The sequence below is a fragment of the Streptomyces sp. NBC_00388 genome (genome assembly GCF_036061255.1).
Lineage (GTDB): Bacteria > Actinomycetota > Actinomycetes > Streptomycetales > Streptomycetaceae > Streptomyces.
The window spans coordinates 4,546,413-4,566,080 of record NZ_CP107948.1 but is presented as its reverse complement, the minus strand read 5'-3'; the positions used below and the strand labels follow the sequence as shown (position 1 = coordinate 4,566,080).

Annotated in this window: 14 protein-coding genes; 6 read left to right on the top strand and 8 right to left on the bottom strand. The window is 71.5% G+C overall.

The genetic code is table 11. The features are described 5' to 3' along the window. The first annotated feature begins 150 nt into the window (after positions 1-150). Both OG917_RS20500 and rarD read left to right on the top strand, forming a co-directional pair. The gene (locus OG917_RS20500) at positions 151-1,005 is read left to right on the top strand and encodes an NAD(P)H-binding protein (protein ID WP_328319072.1); all 855 of its coding nucleotides are present in this window, start codon (positions 151-153) and stop codon (positions 1,003-1,005) included. A gap of 151 nt (positions 1,006-1,156) precedes the next feature. Then, positions 1,157-2,185, top strand: a complete 1,029-nt coding sequence (gene rarD, locus OG917_RS20495; protein ID WP_328319071.1) for an EamA family transporter RarD — start codon at positions 1,157-1,159, stop codon at positions 2,183-2,185. Positions 2,186-2,259: 74 nt separating this feature from the next. On the opposite strand, the gene OG917_RS20490 is transcribed toward rarD, so the two are convergent. From OG917_RS20490 to OG917_RS20470, 5 genes are all read right to left on the bottom strand, one after another. Further along, a complete protein-coding gene (locus OG917_RS20490; protein ID WP_328319070.1) occupies positions 2,260-2,856 on the bottom strand; it encodes a TetR/AcrR family transcriptional regulator in 597 nt (198 codons plus the stop codon). A 278-nt stretch (positions 2,857-3,134) separates the two neighbouring features. Continuing rightward, complete coding sequence (locus tag OG917_RS20485) at positions 3,135-4,169, bottom strand: ABC transporter permease (RefSeq protein WP_328319069.1); 1,035 nt, start codon at positions 4,167-4,169, stop codon at positions 3,135-3,137. Continuing rightward, the gene (locus OG917_RS20480) at positions 4,156-5,091 is read right to left on the bottom strand and encodes an ABC transporter ATP-binding protein (protein WP_328319068.1); all 936 of its coding nucleotides are present in this window, start codon (positions 5,089-5,091) and stop codon (positions 4,156-4,158) included. Before OG917_RS20480 ends, OG917_RS20485 begins: the two co-directional genes overlap by 14 nt. Positions 5,092-5,315: 224 nt before the next feature. After that, positions 5,316-6,557, bottom strand: a complete 1,242-nt coding sequence (locus OG917_RS20475) for a LolA family protein (RefSeq protein ID WP_328319067.1) — start codon at positions 6,555-6,557, stop codon at positions 5,316-5,318. A 408-nt stretch (positions 6,558-6,965) separates the two neighbouring features. Further along, positions 6,966-7,976: a polyprenyl synthetase family protein gene (locus OG917_RS20470; protein ID WP_328319066.1), complete on the bottom strand. Its 1,011-nt coding sequence runs from the start codon at positions 7,974-7,976 to the stop codon at positions 6,966-6,968. A 177-nt stretch (positions 7,977-8,153) separates the two neighbouring features. On the opposite strand from OG917_RS20470, the gene OG917_RS20465 reads away from it, so the two are divergent. The 4 genes from OG917_RS20465 to OG917_RS20450 all read left to right on the top strand — a co-directional run bounded on the left by OG917_RS20465 (position 8,154) and on the right by OG917_RS20450 (position 13,688). Beyond that, positions 8,154-9,668 (top strand): peptide MFS transporter, encoded by a 1,515-nt coding sequence (locus OG917_RS20465; protein ID WP_328319065.1) that lies wholly within the window; start codon positions 8,154-8,156, stop codon positions 9,666-9,668. 12 nt (positions 9,669-9,680) lie between these two features. After that, on the top strand, positions 9,681-11,675 hold the full coding sequence (locus OG917_RS20460; RefSeq protein WP_328319064.1) for a CocE/NonD family hydrolase: 1,995 nt from the start codon (positions 9,681-9,683) through the stop codon (positions 11,673-11,675). A gap of 148 nt (positions 11,676-11,823) precedes the next feature. Beyond that, complete coding sequence (gene fahA, locus OG917_RS20455; protein ID WP_328319063.1) at positions 11,824-13,050, top strand: fumarylacetoacetase; 1,227 nt, start codon at positions 11,824-11,826, stop codon at positions 13,048-13,050. Then, positions 13,047-13,688, top strand: coding sequence for a GOLPH3/VPS74 family protein (locus OG917_RS20450; protein WP_328319062.1), 642 nt, complete (start codon positions 13,047-13,049; stop codon positions 13,686-13,688). Before fahA ends, OG917_RS20450 begins: the two co-directional genes overlap by 4 nt. Before the next feature lie 269 nt (positions 13,689-13,957). Here OG917_RS20450 and recQ read toward each other — a convergent pair whose 3' ends face one another. The 3 genes from recQ to OG917_RS20435 form a co-directional block, all read right to left on the bottom strand. After that, on the bottom strand, positions 13,958-16,138 hold the full coding sequence (recQ, locus tag OG917_RS20445) for a DNA helicase RecQ (protein ID WP_328319061.1): 2,181 nt from the start codon (positions 16,136-16,138) through the stop codon (positions 13,958-13,960). 306 nt (positions 16,139-16,444) lie between these two features. After that, positions 16,445-18,097 carry an NADH-quinone oxidoreductase subunit NuoN gene (gene nuoN / locus OG917_RS20440; RefSeq protein WP_328319060.1) on the bottom strand — a complete coding sequence of 551 codons (1,653 nt, stop codon included), beginning with the start codon at positions 18,095-18,097 and terminating at the stop codon, positions 16,445-16,447. Further along, positions 18,094-19,665, bottom strand: coding sequence for an NADH-quinone oxidoreductase subunit M (locus OG917_RS20435; protein ID WP_328319058.1), 1,572 nt, complete (start codon positions 19,663-19,665; stop codon positions 18,094-18,096). The genes nuoN and OG917_RS20435 overlap by 4 nt, the downstream gene beginning before the upstream one ends. Between the last annotated feature and the right edge of the window lie 3 nt (positions 19,666-19,668).

The window sequence follows — 19,668 nt, the reverse complement described above, 5'->3', positions numbered from 1 at the left end:
TTCTCTGAGTTAGTACCCCCCGTAGGGTGAGTTCCAGAGCATATGAGACCGGGCGTCAACCGCCCACACCATGCGAAACAGCAGCAGACACCCGGGCCCACCCGGGCCCGTCGCCAAGTCTTCGCCCCGACCCACAGGGAGCACCACCTCATGAGCATCGTCGTCACCGGAGCCACCGGAGCCCTCGGCCGTCTCGTCATCGACGAGCTGCTGACCAAGGTCCCCGCGGACCAGGTCGCCGCTGTCGTCCGCGACAAGGAGAAGGCCGCCGATCTGGCGGCGCGCGGCGTCGGACTGCGCATCGCCGACTACAACGACCCGGCGAGCCTCGCCGGGGTGTTCCGCTCGGGCGAGCGGGTGCTCCTCATCTCCGGGAGCGAGGTCGGCCGCCGCGTACCGCAGCACACCGCGGTCGTCGAGGCGGCGACAGCGGCAGGCGTGGCACAGCTCGCGTACACGGGCGTCCTGGGCGGACCGGACGCCGACTTCCAGCTGGCCGCCGAGCACAAGGTGACCGAACAGCTGATCCTGGACTCCGGGCTGCCGTACACCTTCCTGCGCAACGGCTGGTACAACGAGAACTACACCGGGAACCTGGCGCCGGTCCTCGCGCACGGTGCGGTCGTCGCCAGCGCGGGAGACGGCCGGGTCGCGTCGGCGGCCCGCTCCGACTACGCGGCGGCCGCCGCCGCGGTGCTCCTGTCGGACGGCCACCTGGGCCGGGCCTACGAGCTGAGCGGCGACGTCGCCTGGTCCTTCGACACGTACGCGGCGGAGGTCGCGAAGGCCTCCGGCAAGGACATCGTGTACCGCAACGTCCCGGCGGCCGCGCACCAGGAGATCCTGACCGGCGCCGGACTGCCTGAGGCGTTCGCGGCGATCCTCGTCGACGTGGACGGGGCCATCGAGCGCGGCCTGCTGGCCGGTACGAGCGGCGACCTGGCCCGGCTCACGGGCCGCCCCACGACCCCGATCGGCGTGTCGGTGGCCGCCGCGCTGGCGTAGCGGACCGGTATGCCCGTGCGGCGCCGCCGCCCCGGACCGTGTCATGACCGTATGGCGCCACGGGCATGACAGCCGGGTCCTCCTCCCGCTACCTTCGGATGGGTATGCCGCGTGTCCGCCACGGGTGTCGGACGATTCCAGGGGAGGGCCCGTGCAAGGGACCAGCGAGCAGCGGGCCGGGTTCTTCGACGGCCTTGCCGCGTACGTGCTGTGGGGCCTCGTCCCGATCTACTGGCCACTGCTCGAACCGTCCGGCGCCATGGAGATCCTGGCCCACCGGATGGTGTGGTCCCTCGGTGTCGTACTGATCGCGCTGCTGGTGATGCGGCGCTGGGCCTGGATCGGCGAGCTGCTCCGCACGCCGCGCAGGCTGGGGCTCGTGGCCCTCGCGGCGACGGTCATCAGCCTCAACTGGGGCGGCTACATCTGGGCCGTGAACAACGGGCAGGTCGTCGAGGCGTCGCTCGGCTACTTCATCAACCCGCTGGTCACCATAGCGATGGGCGTCCTGCTGCTCGGTGAACGGCTGCGCCCCGCCCAGTGGGCCGCCGTCGCCACCGGGGCCGCGGCCGTGCTGGTCCTGGCCATCGGGTACGGGAAGCCCCCGTGGCTCTCACTGATGCTGGCCTTCTCCTTCGCGACGTACGGGCTGGTCAAGAAGAAGGTCGGTCTCGGCGGCCTGGAGTCGCTCGCGGCCGAGACCGCGGTGCAGTTCCTGCCGGCACTCGCGTATCTGATGGTCCTCGCCGCGCGCGGCGAGGCCACCTTCGGCTCCCCCGCGCACGGAGCGCTCCTCGCGTCCACGGGCCTGGTCACCGCGCTCCCGCTGGTCCTCTTCGGAGCTGCGGCGATCCGGGTACCCCTGTCGACGCTGGGGCTCCTCCAGTACCTGACGCCGGTCTTCCAGTTCGGCCTCGGCATCCTGTACTTCCACGAGGCGATGCCACCGGAACGATGGGCCGGTTTCGCGCTGGTGTGGCTGGCGCTGACGGTCCTGACCTGGGACGCCCTCCGCAATGCGCACCGCACACGGGCGCGGGCGGCGCAGCTGGCGGCCGAGGCCCGGCTGCGGGAGCAGCTGCCGGAGCGGGACGCGGTACGGCAGCACGGCCAGGGTCCGGGGCCCGAAGCGGCGGGTCCGGCAGCGGGCGAGCCGACGGCCACCGGCCCGGCCACCTGACGGCGGGCCCGGCGTCCGGGCGGACCTGCGGTCCCGAGGGAGTCGCGCCCCGGCGGGCCGGCCCGCTCGCGCCCTCAGGCGCCGCCCGCGGTCGCGCCCATGGCCCTCAGGACGTGGGCGATCAGCCAGGTGATCTCCTCCGCGTCGTACGGGCGCCTGCGCAGGCTGTGCCGGTAGTAGAGCGGGCCGTACAGCAGCTCCACGGCCAGATCGAGGTCGGCGTCCATCGGCAGCACGCCCTGCTCCTGTGCGCTGCGCAGCCGGCTCGTGGCGCCTTTGAGCCGCGGGTCGATGAACTGTTCCTGCACGGTCCTGGCCAGCTCGTCGTCGTACTGGATCTCCGTGAGGATCCCGGCGTACGCGGGGCCGAGCGGAGGGTGCGCGAGGAGCCGCACCACTCCGGTCATCTGGGCGTGCAGATCCGCCGCGAGATCCCCGGTGTCGGGGAAGGGGCGGGTGCGGATGACCGCGTCGTCCAGTGCTTCGAGCACCAGAGCGCCTTTCGAAGGCCACCAGCGGTAGATCGTCTTCTTGCTCACACCGGCGCGGGCGGCGATCGCCTCGATCGTGACGCGGGCGTACCCCCGCTCGATACAGAGCGCGAGGGCGGCCGCGAGGATCGCCTGCTGCGACTTCTCACTGCGGCGCGCGGGATTCGGCGTGAGGTTCACCGCATGAGTCTATTCACCGGGCCCGGGCCCACCGGCCCCGGCCACCGACGATACGTAGCGTCTTGACAGCGGAAGGTGTACGTCCGACAATATTCGCCGGGGAAACGGTACGTGTCGTGTCGGGCCGCGTCGGGGGACGGCTTCTCGGTACGGCACGTGCCCTCCCTTTTTCTTCCCGCTGCCCCTCCGGGACGTTCTCGCGGCCCGCCCGGGTCCGGCCCGCCCGGGTCCGGCTCTTCGGGCGCCCGCCCCGCTCCCGGTGTCCGTGCGCCTGCCGCTCAGTCCGCGATGTCCTTCGTGGTGAACCGCGCCCACGCGGCCGAGCCGAACACCAGGACGTACAGGCCCTGCAGGCCCAGGTTCTTGACGATCTCGTCCCAGTAGACCGGCGCGCGCAGCAGATCCGCGAAGGACAGCCAGTAGTGCGGGAACAGATACGGCTGGAGCGCGTGCAGCTGCGGGATCGTGTCCACGATCTGCACGGTGATCACCAGGCCGACCGTCGTCGCCATCGCCGCGATTCCACTGCTGGTGAGCGTGGAGACGAACAGGCCGAGGGCCGCGACACCGAGGAGCGAGGCGGCGACGACGGCCGAGATCAGCGCCGCCCGGCCGAGGCCGTCGGCGAAGGAGATCCGGGTCCCCGAGATCGTCGTGACCTCACCCACCGGGAAGAGCAGCGCCCCCACCGCCAGCGCGGAGGCCGCCACGACCAGCGTCGCGGCCAGGCAGAACGCCACGGCGCAGGCGAACTTGGCGAGCAGCAGCCGGGTACGGCCGGCCGGTGCGACCAGCAGATAACGGAGCGTCCCCGCGCTCGCCTCACCCGCCACGGAGTCGCCCGCGATGACGCCGATCGCCATCGGGAGGAAGACCGGGAGGGTGGCGGCGAGGGCCGCGAAGACCAGGAACAGGCCGTTGTTGGTGATGTCCGTCAGGAAGGCGGGACCGTTGCCGCTGGGGTCGCTGGGCGTCGAGCCGTGGCCGGACTCCACCTTGACGGCGATACCGATGAGGACCGGGACCGCGGCCAGGAAGGCGAGCAGGGCGAGGGTGCGCCGGCGGCGGAAAGTGATGGTGAGCTCGGAACGGAAGAGGCCGAGCAGTCGGAGCGGGCCCCGAACGGCACGCGCCGCCCCGGCCCCGCGCTCCTGCGCCCCGTCCGGCCGGGGACCCTGCGGCGCGGCACCCCCCGGCACGCGCTCCTGCTCCCCGCCGGCCCGCGCCACGGCGTCCCGCGGTACCTCGCCCTCGGTCTGCCCCGGGACGCCGCCCGGCGGCAGCTCCGGGCGGGACGTCTCAGCCTGCGACATCGAATCCCTCTCCGGTGAGTGCGACGAAGGCGTCCTCCAGGGAGGCCCGTTCGACGCCGAAGGAACGGACCCGGACACCCTCCCGTACGAGGGCGGCGTTGAGGTCCGCCAGGTCGGTCTCCGCCGGCGGGACATCACCGGTCACCCGGTCCCCCGTGACGCCCACGTCGGTGACTCCCTGCTCCCCGAGTACGCGGGCGGCCGCGGCCGGGTCCGGTGTGGAGACGGCGAGGCGCCCGCGGGTCGCGAGGTCCGCGACGCGGCCCTGGGCCAGCAGGGTGCCGCGGGCCATCACGGCCGCATGCGTGCAGACCTGCTCGATCTCGTCCAGGAGATGCGACGAGAGGAAGACCGTGGTGCCGTCGTCCGCCAGTTCCCTGACGAGGGCTCTGATCTCCCGCATGCCCTGCGGGTCGAGCCCGTTCGTCGGCTCGTCCAGAACCAGCAGCCCGCGCGGCTGGAGCAGTGCCGAGGCGAGGCCGAGCCGCTGCTTCATGCCGAGCGAGTACGCCCTGGCCTTCTTGGTGGCCGCGGTGGCGAGCCCGACCCGTTCGAGGGCCGCGTCGACCCGGGCGCGCCGGGTGCGGGGGTCGGCCTGCGGATCGGCGGAGTCGTAGCGCACCAGATTGTCGCGGCCGGAGAGGAAGCCGTACAGCGCGGGGCCCTCGATCAGCGCGCCGACATCAGGCAGCACGCTGCGGGCCGCCCGCGGCATCGGCCGCCCCAGCAGGCTCGCGGCGCCCGAGGTCGGGGTGATGAGGCCGAGGAGCATCCGGATGGTGGTGGTCTTGCCGGAGCCATTGGGCCCGAGGAAGCCGAAGACGCTGCCGCGCGGGACGGTGAGGTCCAGGCGGTCCACGGCGAGTTGGCCACCGCGGAAGCGTTTGGTGAGGGCATGGGTTTCGATGACGGCTTCAGGCATGGCGATGGTCCCGTCGTTCGGCGCACCGTGCGGACCAGGCTAACGGGACCCGTTCGCCCCGGGGCGGTGCGCCCCGGGGCGGTGCGCCCCGGGGCGGCCTGCCGGGCGGCCCGGGCACGGGCGCCCGATGGCCCGGTCCGCCCCGGGTACAGGCCGGACCGGGCAGGCGCACACGCACGGCGTGGCCCCGGTGAGGCCCGCCCGGTCCGGATCGGTCCGCTGGTCTATCGGGCCGCGTCGGCCGCCTTGATCAGTGCGCTCTTGTCGACCGCGCCGGCGAAGACCTTGCCGTCGTCCGTCATCAGCGCGTTCACCAGCCGGGTGTGGAACACCGTGCCCGAGCCGAACGAGCCCGACACCCGGTCCCCCAGCGAGTCGAGGAACTTCTGCGCGTCCACCGGGCCGCCGCTCTTCGCGGCTCCGCCCGCGGCGCCGAGACCCTTGCCGCCGCCGGTGTCGATCCTGGCCACCGAGGTCCAGTCCTTGCCGATGACATCGAGGCCCTTGAAGTCCTCGGGCGAGGCGGACTTCAAGTCCCCCGGGCCGCCCTTCGGAGCCGGCGCACCGGCCTTCGGGCCGGCGCCCTCGGTCACCTTCGCGCCCTTCGGCGGGGTGAAGGAGAAGGCCGATGCTGCGGGCTTCGCGAAGTCGACCTTGGTGAAGCCGACGTCGATGGCGGCCTTGCCACCGTCGCTCGGGGTGAGTGTGAACTTCAGCGGGGTGCCGTTCTTCGCGTCCACCGCGATCCGGACCGAACCGATCGTGGAACCGGACTGCTTCGGCTTGATGAGCAGTTGGTACGCGTCACGCCCCGCCACCTGCGCCGTGCCGTCGACACTCACCGAGGTCGTCGGGCCCGCGGCCTTCAGCACCTGGCCCGCGAAGTCCCCTGGCGTGGCGGGGAGCTTCCCGGTGCGGCCCTGGTGGCCGCCGGCCGCCGGGGCACCGGTCTTCGCGTGGTACACCTCGTTCGACGCGCTGTCGTACGCCCAGACCTGCCGGTCGTTGCGGATCAGGCTGTACTCGGCGGCGCTGTCCAGGATGGACACCCGCTGCTTGCCGGGGCCGTCGGCGGCCACCCGCAGGGTGTGCGTACCCGAGGCCAGTTCCATCAGCTTGTTCTCCGGCGCCGCGCCCGAACCGTCCTTGCCCCCACTGCCGGCGCTGCCCGCGCCGCCGAAGGTGCCGGCCAGGCCGCCGAGGGACGGGATACCCAGGCCCGCGCTGGCCTTCACCGTGCCGGACAGCTGCTGGGTGTCCGAGGCTGCCATCTTCTCGATGAGCTGCCGCGCCGTGATCTTCGGCAGGCTGGGGTCGCCCGAGCTGGCGAGCGCCGGCACGAGACCGATCGTCGCCGCCGCCACCCCCGCCACCGCGACCGGGAGGAAATAACGCGCCGCCTTCCGGCGGCCCGCGGCGGGATGCCCGGCGTCTCCGGTGCCCTGTGCACTGTCGTTCGGTGCCATGTGTGCCCTACCTCCGTGATCGGCGGCGATCCGTACGGTTGCGCTCGTCCACCCCGCGCCGCCATTCTCACCCGAATTGGTGGGGTGTGGTGCAGTCCATCTCACCAAATTCCCCGGACGTACGCGTCAGCCCCGGGGAGCAACTCCGTGTACTGCTGCGGTATGACGGCCGGTACCGGCCGGCCGTTCCGCCCCGTAGGGGAAGCCGCCGAACGGGGGTGTCACCCGGCCGGACGATCCGTCCCGCACGGCCGGGCGGACCACCACGCCGACCGGTGCCGCACAGCCGGAAGGGCCCGTCCGCGGCTGAGCGGCACGGGCCCCGTGGGCGGAGAGGTCAGCGGGAGGGAGACGCCATCAGGGAGGAGGGGGCGGTGGGCCCGGACAGGGCGGGGGCGGCAGGGCGCCTCACCCGACGCGGTGCACCACCGCGCCGCACAGCTCCTCCAGGGCGGTCTTCGCGAAGCACTCCGGCAGCGGTGCCAGGGAGGCCCGGGCCTCCTCCGCGTACCGCACGGTGTCCTGACGGACCTGCTCCAGGGCCGGGTGCGCCCGCATCAGCCGCAGGGCCTCGGCATGCCGGGCGTCGTCCGTGAGGTCGCCCGCCAGGAGCTCGACCAGGGCGAGATCATCCGGACGGCCGTGCTCGGCGGCCTGCGCGCGCAGCCGCAGCACCGGCAGCGTGGGGATGCCCTCGCGCAGGTCCGTCCCCGGTGTCTTGCCGGACTCGTGGCTGTCGCTGGCGATGTCCAGTACGTCGTCGGCCAGCTGGAAGGCGGTACCGAGCCGTTCGCCGTACTGGGTGAGGATGTTCACCACGCTCTCGTCGGCGCCGGACATCATCGCGCCGAACCGCCCGGAGACAGCGATCAGGGAGCCGGTCTTGCCCGCGATCACGTCGAGATAGTGGCTGACCGGGTCGCGGCCGTCGCGCGGACCCGCGGTCTCCAGGATCTGGCCGGTGACGAGGCGTTCGAACGCCTCGGCCTGGATGCGTACGGCCTCCGGGCCCAGGTCGGCCAGGATGTGCGAGGCCCGCGCGAAGAGGAAGTCGCCGGTCAGGACGGCCACCGAGTTGTCCCAGCGCGCATTGGCGCTGTCCACCCCCCGGCGCACCTCGGCCTCGTCCATCACGTCGTCGTGGTAAAGCGTCGCCAAGTGCGTCAGTTCGACCACTACGGCAGAAGGCACGACTCCGGGCGCATACGGGTCACCGAACTGGGCAGCGAGCATCACAAGAAGCGGACGAAAGCGCTTACCCCCGGCCCGCACAAGATGCTGCGCAGCCTCCGTGATGAAAGGGACCTCGCTCTTGGTGGCATCGAGCAGCCCGGCCTCGACAGCTGCCAATCCGGCCTGGACATCGGCCTCAAGTGCCTGGTCCCGCACGTTCAGCCCGAATGGCTCGACGACGGTCACGAGGGGATCTCCTGTCTGCTGACGATCACAAGGATTGTCGATGTGTCGCTGTCCGCACTCAAGTCAGCGTATCCGGTCCTCTTTCGATCACCATGAGCGCCTGCCCGCCCACCCCGAGCACATACTGAGCGTGACCGGTATGTTCAAAAGAAGTCGATTTGAAATGGAGCAGTACCTTTGTCCGGAACAGAGCCGCAGCCGGGACTGGCGTCACCGTCCCAGCCCCCGCCGCAGCCGGGCGACGACCATTCGTTCTTCGGCCAGCCGCGCGGTCTGATGACTCTGTCGGGCCTGGAGATCTGGGAGCGGTTCTCGTTTCTCGGGATGCAGGCCATCCTGGTCCTCTACTTCACCGCTTCGGTCACCGACGACGGCCTCGGCATGTCGCCCGGAGCGGCGGCGTCCGTCTCCGCCGCGTACGGCACGCTGGTCTATCTGGTCTCCGTGGCGGGCGGCTGGCTGGCCGACCGCATCCTCGGCTCGTACCGCGCGGTCCTCGGCGGCGGCATCCTCATCGCACTCGGCCACTACTCGATGGCGGTCCCGACAGCCGCCATGACCTGGGTCGGTCTGGGGCTGATCTCGCTCGGCACGGGGCTGCTGAAGCCGAACGTCGCCACCCTCGTGGGCAAGCTGTACCGGACCGAGGACCAGCGCCGGGACGCCGGCTTCGCCCTCTACTACATGTGCATCAACATCGGCGCCTTCCTCGGCCCCCTGATCACCGGCTGGCTCGGTGACCACAAGGGCTGGCACTGGGGCTTCTCGGCCGCGGCCGTCGGCATGACGCTGGGTCTGATCCAGTACGTCCTGGGGCGCCGCACCATCGCCGGCCGCACGGAGGGTGCCGAACAGGCGCTGCCGCCCGCCGCGATGCGCCGCGCGGTCAGGATGATCGCCGGCGGGGCACTGGTGGTGGCCGTGGTCGCCGTCGCCCTCGGGCTCTCCGGCTGGCTGACGCTGGACCGCACCGTCGACGCACTGACCGTCATCTCGGTGATCGCGCCGATCGTCTTCTTCGTCGTGATGTTCCGCAGCCCCCGGGTGACCAGGGCCGAACGCGGTCATCTGCGCCCCTACATCGTGCTCTTCCTCGCGTCGGTGGTCTTCAACTTCATCCTCTTCCAGGCGTACTCGACGATGATCCTTCTCGCGTCGACCAACGCCAGGACGGAGATCTTCGGGTACCACTTCCCGGCCAGCTGGTACGCCTCCGCGCTGGGCGCCTTCGAAGTGGCCCTGGCCCCCGTGGTCGCGGCCGTCTGGGTCCGGATGGGCAAGCACCAGCCGCACGCGTCCAACAAGATCGCGATCGGTACCGTCCTCGGCGGCCTCTCCTTCCTCATCATGGTGCCCGCCACCTCCGGCCGCTCCGGCAGCGACTGGCTGATGTCCGTCTGGTGGATCGTCGGCTCGTACGCCCTGCTGGGCCTCGGCGACATCCTGGTCGAGACCTCGGGCATGTCCGCCACCACCAAGCTCGCCCCGGCCGCCTTCGCCAGCCAGACGATGGCGCTCTGGTTCCTCTCCCTCGCCCTTGCCAACGGCATCCAGGCGCAGGTCGTGAAGGTGTACGGCGAGGTCTCCGACCCGGCGTACTTCGGCGTCAACGGCGCCATCGCCGTCGTCGCCGGGCTCGCGGTCGTCGCCGCCGCCCCCTGGCTCAAACGCACCATGCACCCCGTCCACTGAGGAGCGCCTGCCGTGGCTCGAATCCGCACCGATTTCCCGTACGAGACCCGCCGCGAGGACGTCTGGATCCCCCTTCCGGACGGCACACAGCTGTACGCCAGGATCTGGCGTCCGGCCGAATCCGGCCCGGTCCCCGCCCTGCTCGAATACCTTCCGTACCGGCTGAGCGACTGGACGGCGCCGCGCGACTGGCAGCGGCACCCCTGGTACGCGGGCCACGGATACGCCTCCGTCCGGGTGGATGTGCGCGGTCACGGCAACTCGACCGGGATGCCAGGTGACGAGTACGACGCCCAGGAGCTGGCCGACGGGGTCGCGGTGGTGAACTGGCTGGCCGGGCAGGAGTGGTGCACCGGCAAGGTCGGGATGTTCGGCATCTCGTGGGGCGGCTTCAACTCGCTCCAGATCGCGGCCCTCGCCCCGGAGCCGCTCAAGGCCATCGTCACGGTCTGCTCCGCCGACGACCGCTACGACAACGACGTCCACTACATGGGCGGCTCGGTACTCGCCGTCGACATGCACGCCTGGGCGGCCACGATGCTCGCCTTCGTGTCACGACCCCCGGACCCGGCCCAGGTCGGCTCCGTCTGGCGGGACATGTGGCTGAACCGGCTGGAGGCCGTCGAGCCGTTCATCCACACCTGGCTCGCCCACCAGACGCGCGACGACTACTGGAAGCACGGCAGCGTCTGCGAGGACTATCCCGCCATCAAGGCGGCCGTCCTGACCGTCGGCGGCTGGCACGACCCGTACCGGGACACCGCCCTGCGGCTGGTCGGGAATCTGGACCCGGCACGGGTGCGGGGGCTGATCGGCCCGTGGTCGCACCAGTACCCGGACCGGGGGCTGCCGCCCGGCCCCGCGATCGGCTTCCTCCAGGAGACCCTGCGCTGGTGGGACCACCACCTCAAGGGCGAGGAGAACGGGGTGATGGACGAGCCGCTGCTGCGCTCGTGGATCAGCGAGTCGCACCCGCCGGCCACGGTCTACCCGGAGCTGCCCGGCCGCTGGGTCGCCGACACAGCCTGGCCATCCCCGCACGTCACACCGGTGTCGTACGCGCTCCAGGGCGACCCGATGGAGGTCAGGTCGCCGATGCAGACCGGGCTTGACGCGGGACGGTTCTTCCCGTTCGGCAACGACTCCGACCTGCCGCCGGACCAGCGCGACGAGGACGCGAAGTCCGTCTGCTTCGAATTCCCCGTCCGCCAGGCCCCCATCGAGATCCTGGGCCGCGCGCAGGTGCACCTGGCGGTGCGCTGCGACGTTCCCACGGGACAGGTCGTCGCGCGGCTCTGCGACGTCGCGCCGGACGGCTCGTCCACGCTGGTCACCCGGGGCGCGCTCAACTTCTCGGCGCGCAACGGACGGGACAGGTCGGACCCGTGGGAGCCCGGCACCACCGAAACGCTCACCTTCGAGCTGAACGGCGTCGGCCACACCTTCCCGCCCGGCCACCGCATCCGCCTCTCGGTCTCGTCGGCCTACTGGCCGTGGATCTGGCCGCAGCCCGACTCGGCCCGCGGCTGGATCCTGGACCCGGCGGCCTCGACCATGGAACTCCCGGTCCGTGCGCACACCGAGGACGACATCACCTTCGAGGAGCCGGAGCAGTCGGAGCCGCTGGCCGTGGTGTATCCGGACAACCCGGACGAGCGTCCGGAGCGGCTGGTCGTACGCGATGTGGCCAAGGGCGACTGGCGTCTGGAGGTGGATCCCCGGTACGGCGGCACGCGGATCTACCCGGACGGCCTGGAGTTCAGCGAGGACGCGCTGGAGACGTACACGATCAACGAGGCCGACCCGCTGACGGCGCACACCCGTTCGGACTGGTCGATCCGCCTGCACCGCCCCGAGACCGGCTGGGACACCCGGGTGCGGACCCGCTCCGAGATCAGCTGCGACGCGGAGGACTTCATCACGACCAACGAGGTGGTGTGCGAGGAGGGCGACGAGGTGGTCTTCCGGCGGAGCTGGGAGAAGCGCATCCCGCGCACCGCGGGGTAGGGCGGCGGACACGGCGGGGGCAGGTTCCGGGACCTGCCCCCGCCACATCCCGGAGGCAGTACATCCCGGTCGTTTCACGAGCTGACGCGGTACGCCTCGCCCCCGTACCGTGGGTCTGTCCACAGACCCGAAAGCGAGGCAGCACCCCATGCCTGAGCAGAGTCCGCTCGACCTTCCCGAGGGCGATCCCTTCGGTCCGCACAACCTGCCGTACGGAGTCTTCTCCACCCCGGACGATCCCGGGCGGCGCCGGGTCGGCGTGCGCATCGGCGGCCATGTCCTGGACGCGGGGGCGGCGGCGCTCGCGCTCGGCTCCCCGTACAGCAAGCTGCTCGCCCACCCCACGCTCAACCCGCTGCTCGCGGCGGGCCGTACGGCGTGGCGCGATGTGCGGCGCGCGCTGACCGCGTGGGTGACGGTCCCGGCGCACCGCCCGGTCATAGAGCCGCTGCTGCATCCGGTGGCGGCCGTCACGATGCACCTTCCGTACGAGGTCGCCGACTACGTCGACTTCTATGCGAGCGAGCACCACGCGACGAACGTCGGCAGCATCTTCCGGCCCGATTCGGCGGCGCTGACGCCCAACTGGAAGCATCTGCCGATCGGTTACCACGGCCGTTCGGGCACGGTCGTCGTGTCCGGCACCGACGTCGTGCGCCCTTCGGGGCAGCGCAAGGCGCCTTCGGACCCCGCGCCGGTCTTCGGACCGTCGGTCAAGCTCGACATCGAGGCCGAGGTCGGCTTCGTGATCGGGGTCCCCTCCGGGCAGGGCAAGCCGGTCGGGCTGGCCGGGTACCGGGACCATGTGTTCGGCCTCCAGCTGCTCAACGACTGGTCGGCGCGCGACATCCAGGCCTGGGAGTACGTACCGCTGGGCCCCTTCCTCGGCAAGTCCTTCGCCACATCGGTCTCGGCCTGGGTGACGCCGCTTGAGGCTCTGGACGCCGCCCGCACCGCCCCGCCCGCCCGCGAAGTGCCCCTGCTGCCCTACCTCGACGACGCGTCCGCCGAGGAGCCCGGTGGCCTGGACCTGCGGATCACGGTCTCGGTCAACGGCCAGCCGGTCTCCGGGCCGCCCTTCGCCGGGATGTACTGGACGGCAGCCCAGATGCTGGCCCATATGACGGTCAACGGCGCCTCCCTCCGCACCGGGGATCTCTTCGGTTCGGGCACGGTCAGCGGGCCGTCGCCCGAACAGTGCGGCTCGCTCCTGGAGATCACCTGGAACGGCACCCGCCCCCTCGAACTGGACGGCGGCAAGAGGACCTTCCTGGAGGACGGCGACGAGGTGACGATGACCGCCTGGGCACCGGGGCCCGACGGCACCCGGGTCGGACTCGGCGAAGTGACCGGAAGGATCGTGCCCGCCCCATGAGCCAGGAAGCGCCGACGCTCCCCGAGGAACTGCTGCTGCTCGCGCTGGACCCGCGCCGGGGCAGCCCCTTCTGCCGGAACCGCTATCTGGAGTTCGGCATGGCCGGTGCGGCCCTGGCCGAACTGGCGCTGCAGGAGAGGATCTCCGAGTCGCACGGGAAGGTGACGGTGGACCAGCCACTGCTGCCGCACGACCCGGTGCTCGCGCAGGTGCTGGATCTGCTTCCCGCCCCGGAGAAGAGGAAGTTCGCCGGGGGTGTCGGCGCCCCGCACTGGGTCCGCAGGAACGGCCGCACGGTGGAGGGCCTGTACCTGGACCTCCTGGTGGAGGGGGACGTACTGACCCGGGAGACCCGGCGCTTCGCGGGGCTGCTGCCCTACCACCGCCATCCGGCGGGCCCGCGGAACTGGTCGGCGCAGGCGCGCGAGCGTTTCGCCGCGGCGGAGGCGGCGGACTTCCCCGACCCGCGCAGCCGCGTCCTGGCCGCGCTCGTCTCGACGATCGGGCTTTCCCGGTTCGTCGCCCGGGACGGCGGGAAGTCCCGCTCGGCCATGCGGCATCTGATCCGCGAGGAGTGGCCGGCATATGCGGTCCGCCGCGCCGTCCAGCGCGACCGGGCGAACCGCAGCGGGAGCTGAGCGGGGCGGGGCGGGGCGGGGCGGGGCGGGGCGGGGCGGATCACCGGAATCCCTCACGCGGGGTCCCCGCACCGGACAGCTCCCTGCACGCGGGCGGGCCGCGCGGGACGCTTCTCCGGACGCGGGCCCGCCCGAAGGTGCGTGGGTCGCGCGCAGCCCCGCCGAAGGTGTGGGGGTCGCCCAGGCTCCACGAAGGTGTACGTGTCGTCGCTCAGGCCCCGCCGAAGGTCTCCGGATCGCACAGACCGCGCCGAAGGTCTCCGGGTCGCTCAGGCCCCGCCGAAGGTGTCCGGGTCATCGGGGTAGTCCCCGAAGTCCGGCTCGTCCCAGGCCTGCTCGTCCCAGGTGTCGTCCGGCGCGCCCTGCGCGGGCACCCGGCCCGGAGCAGGCTCCGCGGGCAGGTCCGGCTGGAGGATCCGGGGCTGCGACCCGGTGGGCTGCGTCGGGGCGGGCTGCGTCGGGGCGGGCTGCGTCCCGGCGGGGCGGGAGGGTCCGCCTGCCGGGCCGTCGGGGCGGTCCGGCGCCGTGTCCCCCGCGTCTCCCGCGCCCGGCAGCGCGCCCAGCACCTCCAGCACGCCCTCGCCGTACGTCGCCAGCTTCTTCTCGCCGAGACCACCGATCCCGCCGAGCTCGCCGAGCGTGGCGGGCCGCGCCGTGGCGATCTCCCGCAGCGTCGCGTCGTGGAAGATCACATACGCCGGGACGCCCTGCTCCTTGGCCTGCTTGCCTCGCCAGGTCCGCAGCGCCTCGAAGACCGGTACCGCGTCCGCGGGGAGATCGGCGGCGGCCGCGGCCGCCCTGGCCTTCTTCTCGCCCTTCGCAGCCCGCGCCACCGCCACCTTCTCGGGCTCCTTGCGCAGCCGGACCTCGGTCTCCCGCGCGAGCACCGCAGCGCTGGTGCCGGTCAGGACCAGCGTGCCGTACTCCCCCTCCACCGCCAGCAGCCCCTGGGCCAGCAACTGCCTCACCACGCCCCGCCACTGGGCCTCCGGGACGTCCTCGCCGATACCGAAGACGGAGAGCTGGTCGTGGTCGAACTGGATGACCTTGGCGGTCTTGCGGCCGAGCAGGATGTCGATGATCTGCCCGGCGCCGAACTTCTGCCGGCGCTCGCGCTCCAGCCGTACCACCGTCGACAGCACCTTCTGCGCCGCCACCGTCCCGTCCCAGGTCTCGGGCGGGGTGAGGCAGGTGTCGCAGTTCCCGCAGGCCGGGGCCACCGCCTCCTGGCCGAAGTACTGGAGCAGCTGGGCACGCCGGCAGCCGGCCGTCTCGCAGAGCGCCAGCATCGCGTCGAGGTGGGCCGCGGCCCGGCGGCGGAAGGCCTCACCGCCCTCACTGCTCTGGATCATCTTCCGCTGCTGCACCACGTCCTGGAGTCCGTACGTCATCCACGCCGTGGACGGCAGCCCGTCACGTCCGGCGCGCCCGGTCTCCTGGTAGTACCCCTCGACCGACTTGGGCAGGTCGAGGTGGGCGACGAACCGGACGTCCGGCTTGTCGATCCCCATCCCGAAGGCGATCGTCGCGACCACCACGAGGCCTTCCTCACGGAGGAAGCGCGACTGGTGGCGGGCGCGGGTGCCCGCGTCGAGCCCCGCGTGGTACGGCACGGCCTCGACGCCGTTCTTGCAGAGATACTCGGCGGTCCGCTCGACGGAGGCGCGCGAGAGGCAGTAGACGATTCCGGCGTCCCCCGCGTGCTCCTCCTTGAGGAAGGCGAGCAGCTGCTTCTTGGGGTCGTTCTTGGGGACGATCCGGTACTGGATGTTGGGCCGGTCGAAGCCCGCCACGAAGTGCCGCGCGGCGGGCATACCGAGCCGCTCGGTGATCTCCTGGTGCGTGGCGCGGGTGGCGGTCGCGGTCAGGGCGATGCGCGGGACGTCGGGCCAGCGCTCGCCGAGCAGGGAGAGCGCCAGGTAGTCGGGGCGGAAGTCGTGCCCCCAGCTGGCGACGCAGTGCGCTTCGTCGATCGCGAACACCGAGATCTTCGCCCGGCTCAGCAGGCTCAGCGTGGCCTCGACCCGCAGCCGCTCGGGAGCCAGATAGAGCAGGTCCAGCTCGCCTGCGATGAGCTCCGCCTCGACGGTGCGGCGCTCGTCGAAGTCCTGCGTGGAGTTCATGAAACCGGCGCGCACCCCGAGGGCGCGCAGCGCGTCCACCTGGTCCTGCATCAGCGCGATCAGCGGTGAGATCACCACGCCCGTGCCCGGCCTGACCAGGGCGGGGATCTGGTAGCAGAGGGACTTTCCGCCACCGGTCGGCATCAGCACGACGGCGTCCCCGCCGCCCACCACCTGCTCGATGATCTCTTCCTGCTCGCCGCGGAAGGCGTCGTAGCCGAAGACCCGGTGCAGGGTGCTGAGCGCCTCGCTCTCCGCGCCCTGCGCGTGCGCGGTCCGCTCTGCCTGCTCCGTACGCTCGGCCACTGTCTCGCCACTCCCCTTCATCGTTCCGTCCCCCGTCGCGCTGGTCCTGTCCGGTGGGTCTTCGCGGGCCCAGGAGGACCCGGCCGGGTCAGGGCCTGGTCCCTCACCCGCACTGCCGGTCACTCCTGCCACGATAGGGTCCCGCACCGACATCCCAGGACACAGCGGTGCATCGCGGGGTGCGCCCGTACCCTGTCACGCCCCCTCGCGCCACCCCCGCTCCCGCAGGCGACGGACCGGAACCGCAGGTCAGCAGGGGAGAAACGCCGTCGGGCGGGCCGGGGTGCCCGGCCCGCCCGACGGCGGAGATGGTGTGCGGAAGCCCGGCTACCGGACGAAGACACCGGCCTGGCCCGCCAGGTCCAGGAAGTACTGCGGAGCGAGTCCCAGCACCAGTGTGACCGCGACACCCACGGCGATCGTCGTCATCGTCAGCGGCGACGGCACGGCGACCGTCGGGCCGTCCGCCTTCGGCTCGCTGAAGAACATCAGCACGATGACCCGGATGTAGAAGAACGCGGCGATGGCGGACGAGATCACACCGACCACCACGAGGCCACCGGCCCCGCCGTCGGCCGCCGCCTTGAACACGGCGAACTTCCCGCTGAACCCGCTGGTCAGCGGGATACCCGCGAAGGCCAGCAGGAAGACGGCGAAGACCGCGGCCACCAGCGGCGAACGCCGCCCGAGCCCGGCCCACTTGGAGAGGTGCGTGGCCTCGCCCTCGGCGTCCCTGACGAGCGTGACCACGGCGAAGGCACCGATCGTCACGAACGAGTAGGTCACCAGGTAGAAGAGGACGGAGCTGACACCTTCCGGGGTGGTGGCGATGACACCGGCCAGGATGAATCCGGCGTGCGCGATGGAGGAGTACGCCAGCATGCGCTTGATGTCGGTCTGCGTGATCGCGACGATCGCGCCGCCCAGCATCGTGATGATCGCGACCGCCCACATCACGGGGCGCCAGTCCCAGCGCATCCCGGGCAGCACCACGTACAGCAGCCGCAGCAGCGCGCCGAACGCGGCGACCTTGGTGGCCGCCGCCATGAAGCCGGTGACCGGGGTCGGGGCGCCCTGGTAGACGTCCGGGGTCCACATGTGGAACGGCACGGCGCCGACCTTGAAGAGCAGCCCCAGCAGGATCATCGCGCCGCCGATGAGCAGCAGCGCGTCATTGCCCATGGTGTCGGCGAGCGCCGGGTCGACGTTCTGCACGGTGCCGTCGACCACTTCGGCGATCCTGGCGTACGAGACGGAGCCCGCGTAGCCGTAGAGCAGGGCGATCCCGAAGAGCAGGAAGGCCGAGGAGAACGCCCCGAGCAGGAAGTACTTCACAGCCGCTTCCTGCGACATCAGGCGCTTGCGGCGGGCCACCGCGCACAGCAGGTAGAGCGGCAGCGAGAAGACCTCCAGCGCCACGAAGAGCGTCAGCAGGTCGTTGGCGGCGGGGAAGACGAGCATGCCGCCGATGGCGAACAGCGCGAGCGGGAAGACCTCGGTGGTGGTGAAGCCGGCCCTGACCGCTTCCTTCTCACCGTCGCTGCCCGGTACGGAAGCGGCCTGCGCGGCGAACGAGTCGGTCCGGTTGCCGTGTACTTCGGGGTCGAGCCTGCGCTCGGCGAAGGTGAAGACCGCCACCAGCGAGGCCAGCAGGATGGTGCCCTGGAGGAAGAGCGCCGGCCCGTCGACCGCGACCGCGCCCATCGCCGCGATGTGCGCCTTGGTCGAGCCGTATCCGCCCGCCGCCAGGGCGACGACCGCCGCGAAGGAGGCGACGACCGCGACGACGGAGAGGAACACCTGGGCGTAGTAGCGGCCCTTGCGCGGCACGAAGGCCTCGACGAGGACGCCCACCATCGCAGCACCGAGGATGATCAGTACGGGCGAGAGCTGCGCGTACTCGATGTGCGGGGTCGGGATCTTGCCGATGGGGCCCGCCGCCCCCATTGTCCACAGGCTGTGGACAGCTGTAGCGCTCACTTCGCGGCCTCCACCGTGGGCTGGGGGTCCTTCTTCTGGACGTCGGACATGGTGTGCTTCACGGCCGGGTCGACGATCTCCGTCAGCGGCTTCGGATAGACGCCGAGGAAGACCAGCAGGGCGATCAGCGGAAGGACGACGACCAGCTCACGGACCTTGAGGTCCGCCATGCCCTGCACGGTCGCCCTGACCGGGCCGGTCATCGTGCGCTGGTAGAGCACCAGCACGTAGAGCGCGGCCAGCACGATGCCGACGGTCGCGACGATCCCGGCGGCCGGGTAGGCGCTGAACGTGCCGACCAGGACCAGGAATTCACTGACGAACGGGGAGAGCCCCGGCAGCGACAGCGTGGCGAGACCGCCGATCAGGAAGGTCCCGGCCAGGACCGGGGCCACCTTCTGGACGCCGCCGTAGTCGGCGATGAGCCGGGAGCCGCGCCGCGAGATCAGGAAGCCGGCCACCAGCATCAGGGCGGCCGTCGAGATCCCGTGGTTGACCATGTAGAGCGTCGCGCCGGACTGCCCCTGGGTGGTCATCGCGAAGATGCCGAGGACGATGAAGCCGAAGTGCGAGACGGAGGCGTAGGCGATCAGCCGCTTGATGTCGCGCTGGCCGACCGCGAGCAGCGCGCCGTAGACGATGCTGATCAGTGCGAGCACCAGGATCACCGGGGTGGCCCACTTGCTGGCCTCCGGGAAGAGCTGGAGGCAGAAGCGCAGCATCGCGAACGTGCCGACCTTGTCCACCACGGCGGTGATCAGCACGGCGACCGGGGCGGTCGCCTCGCCCATGGCGTTGGGCAGCCAGGTGTGCAGGGGCCAGAGGGGCGCCTTCACCGCGAAGGCGAAGAAGAAGCCGAGGAAGAGCCACCGCTCGGTGCTGGTCGCCATGTGCAGCGAGCCGTTGGCGCGGGCGGCGACGATCTCCTGGAGCGAGAAGTTCCCCGCGACCACGTAGAGGCCGATGACCGCGGCCAGCATGAGCAGGCCGCCGACCAGGTTGTAGAGGAGGAACTTGACCGCGGCGTAGGAGCGCTGGGTCGCCGCCGCCTCGTCGCCCCCGGCGTGCGCACGGTCCCCGAAGCCGCCGATGAGGAAGTACATCGGGATGAGCATGGCTTCGAAGAGGATGTAGAAGAGGAAGACGTCGGTGGCCTCGAAGGAGAGGATCACCATGGCCTCGACGGCCAGGATCAGGGCGAAGAAGCCCTGCGTGGGCCGCCACCGCGAGCTGTGCGTCTCCAGGGGGTCCGCGTCGTGCCAGCCGGCCAGGATCACGAACGGGATGAGCAGGGCGGTCAGGGCGAGCATCACCAGCCCGATGCCGTCCACCCCCAGCTCGTACCGCACGCCGAAGTCCTTGATCCAGGCGTGCGACTCGGTGAGCTGGTAGCGGGCGCCGCCCGGGTCGAACCGGACGAGCTGGACGGCGCCGAGGGCGAGGGTGCCGAGCGAGAAGAGCAGCGCCAGCCACTTCGCCGCTGTGCGCTGCGCGGCCGGGACCGCGGCGGTGGCGATGGCGCCGACCGCCGGGAGCGCGGCCGTCGCGGTCAGGAGAGGAAAGGACATGGT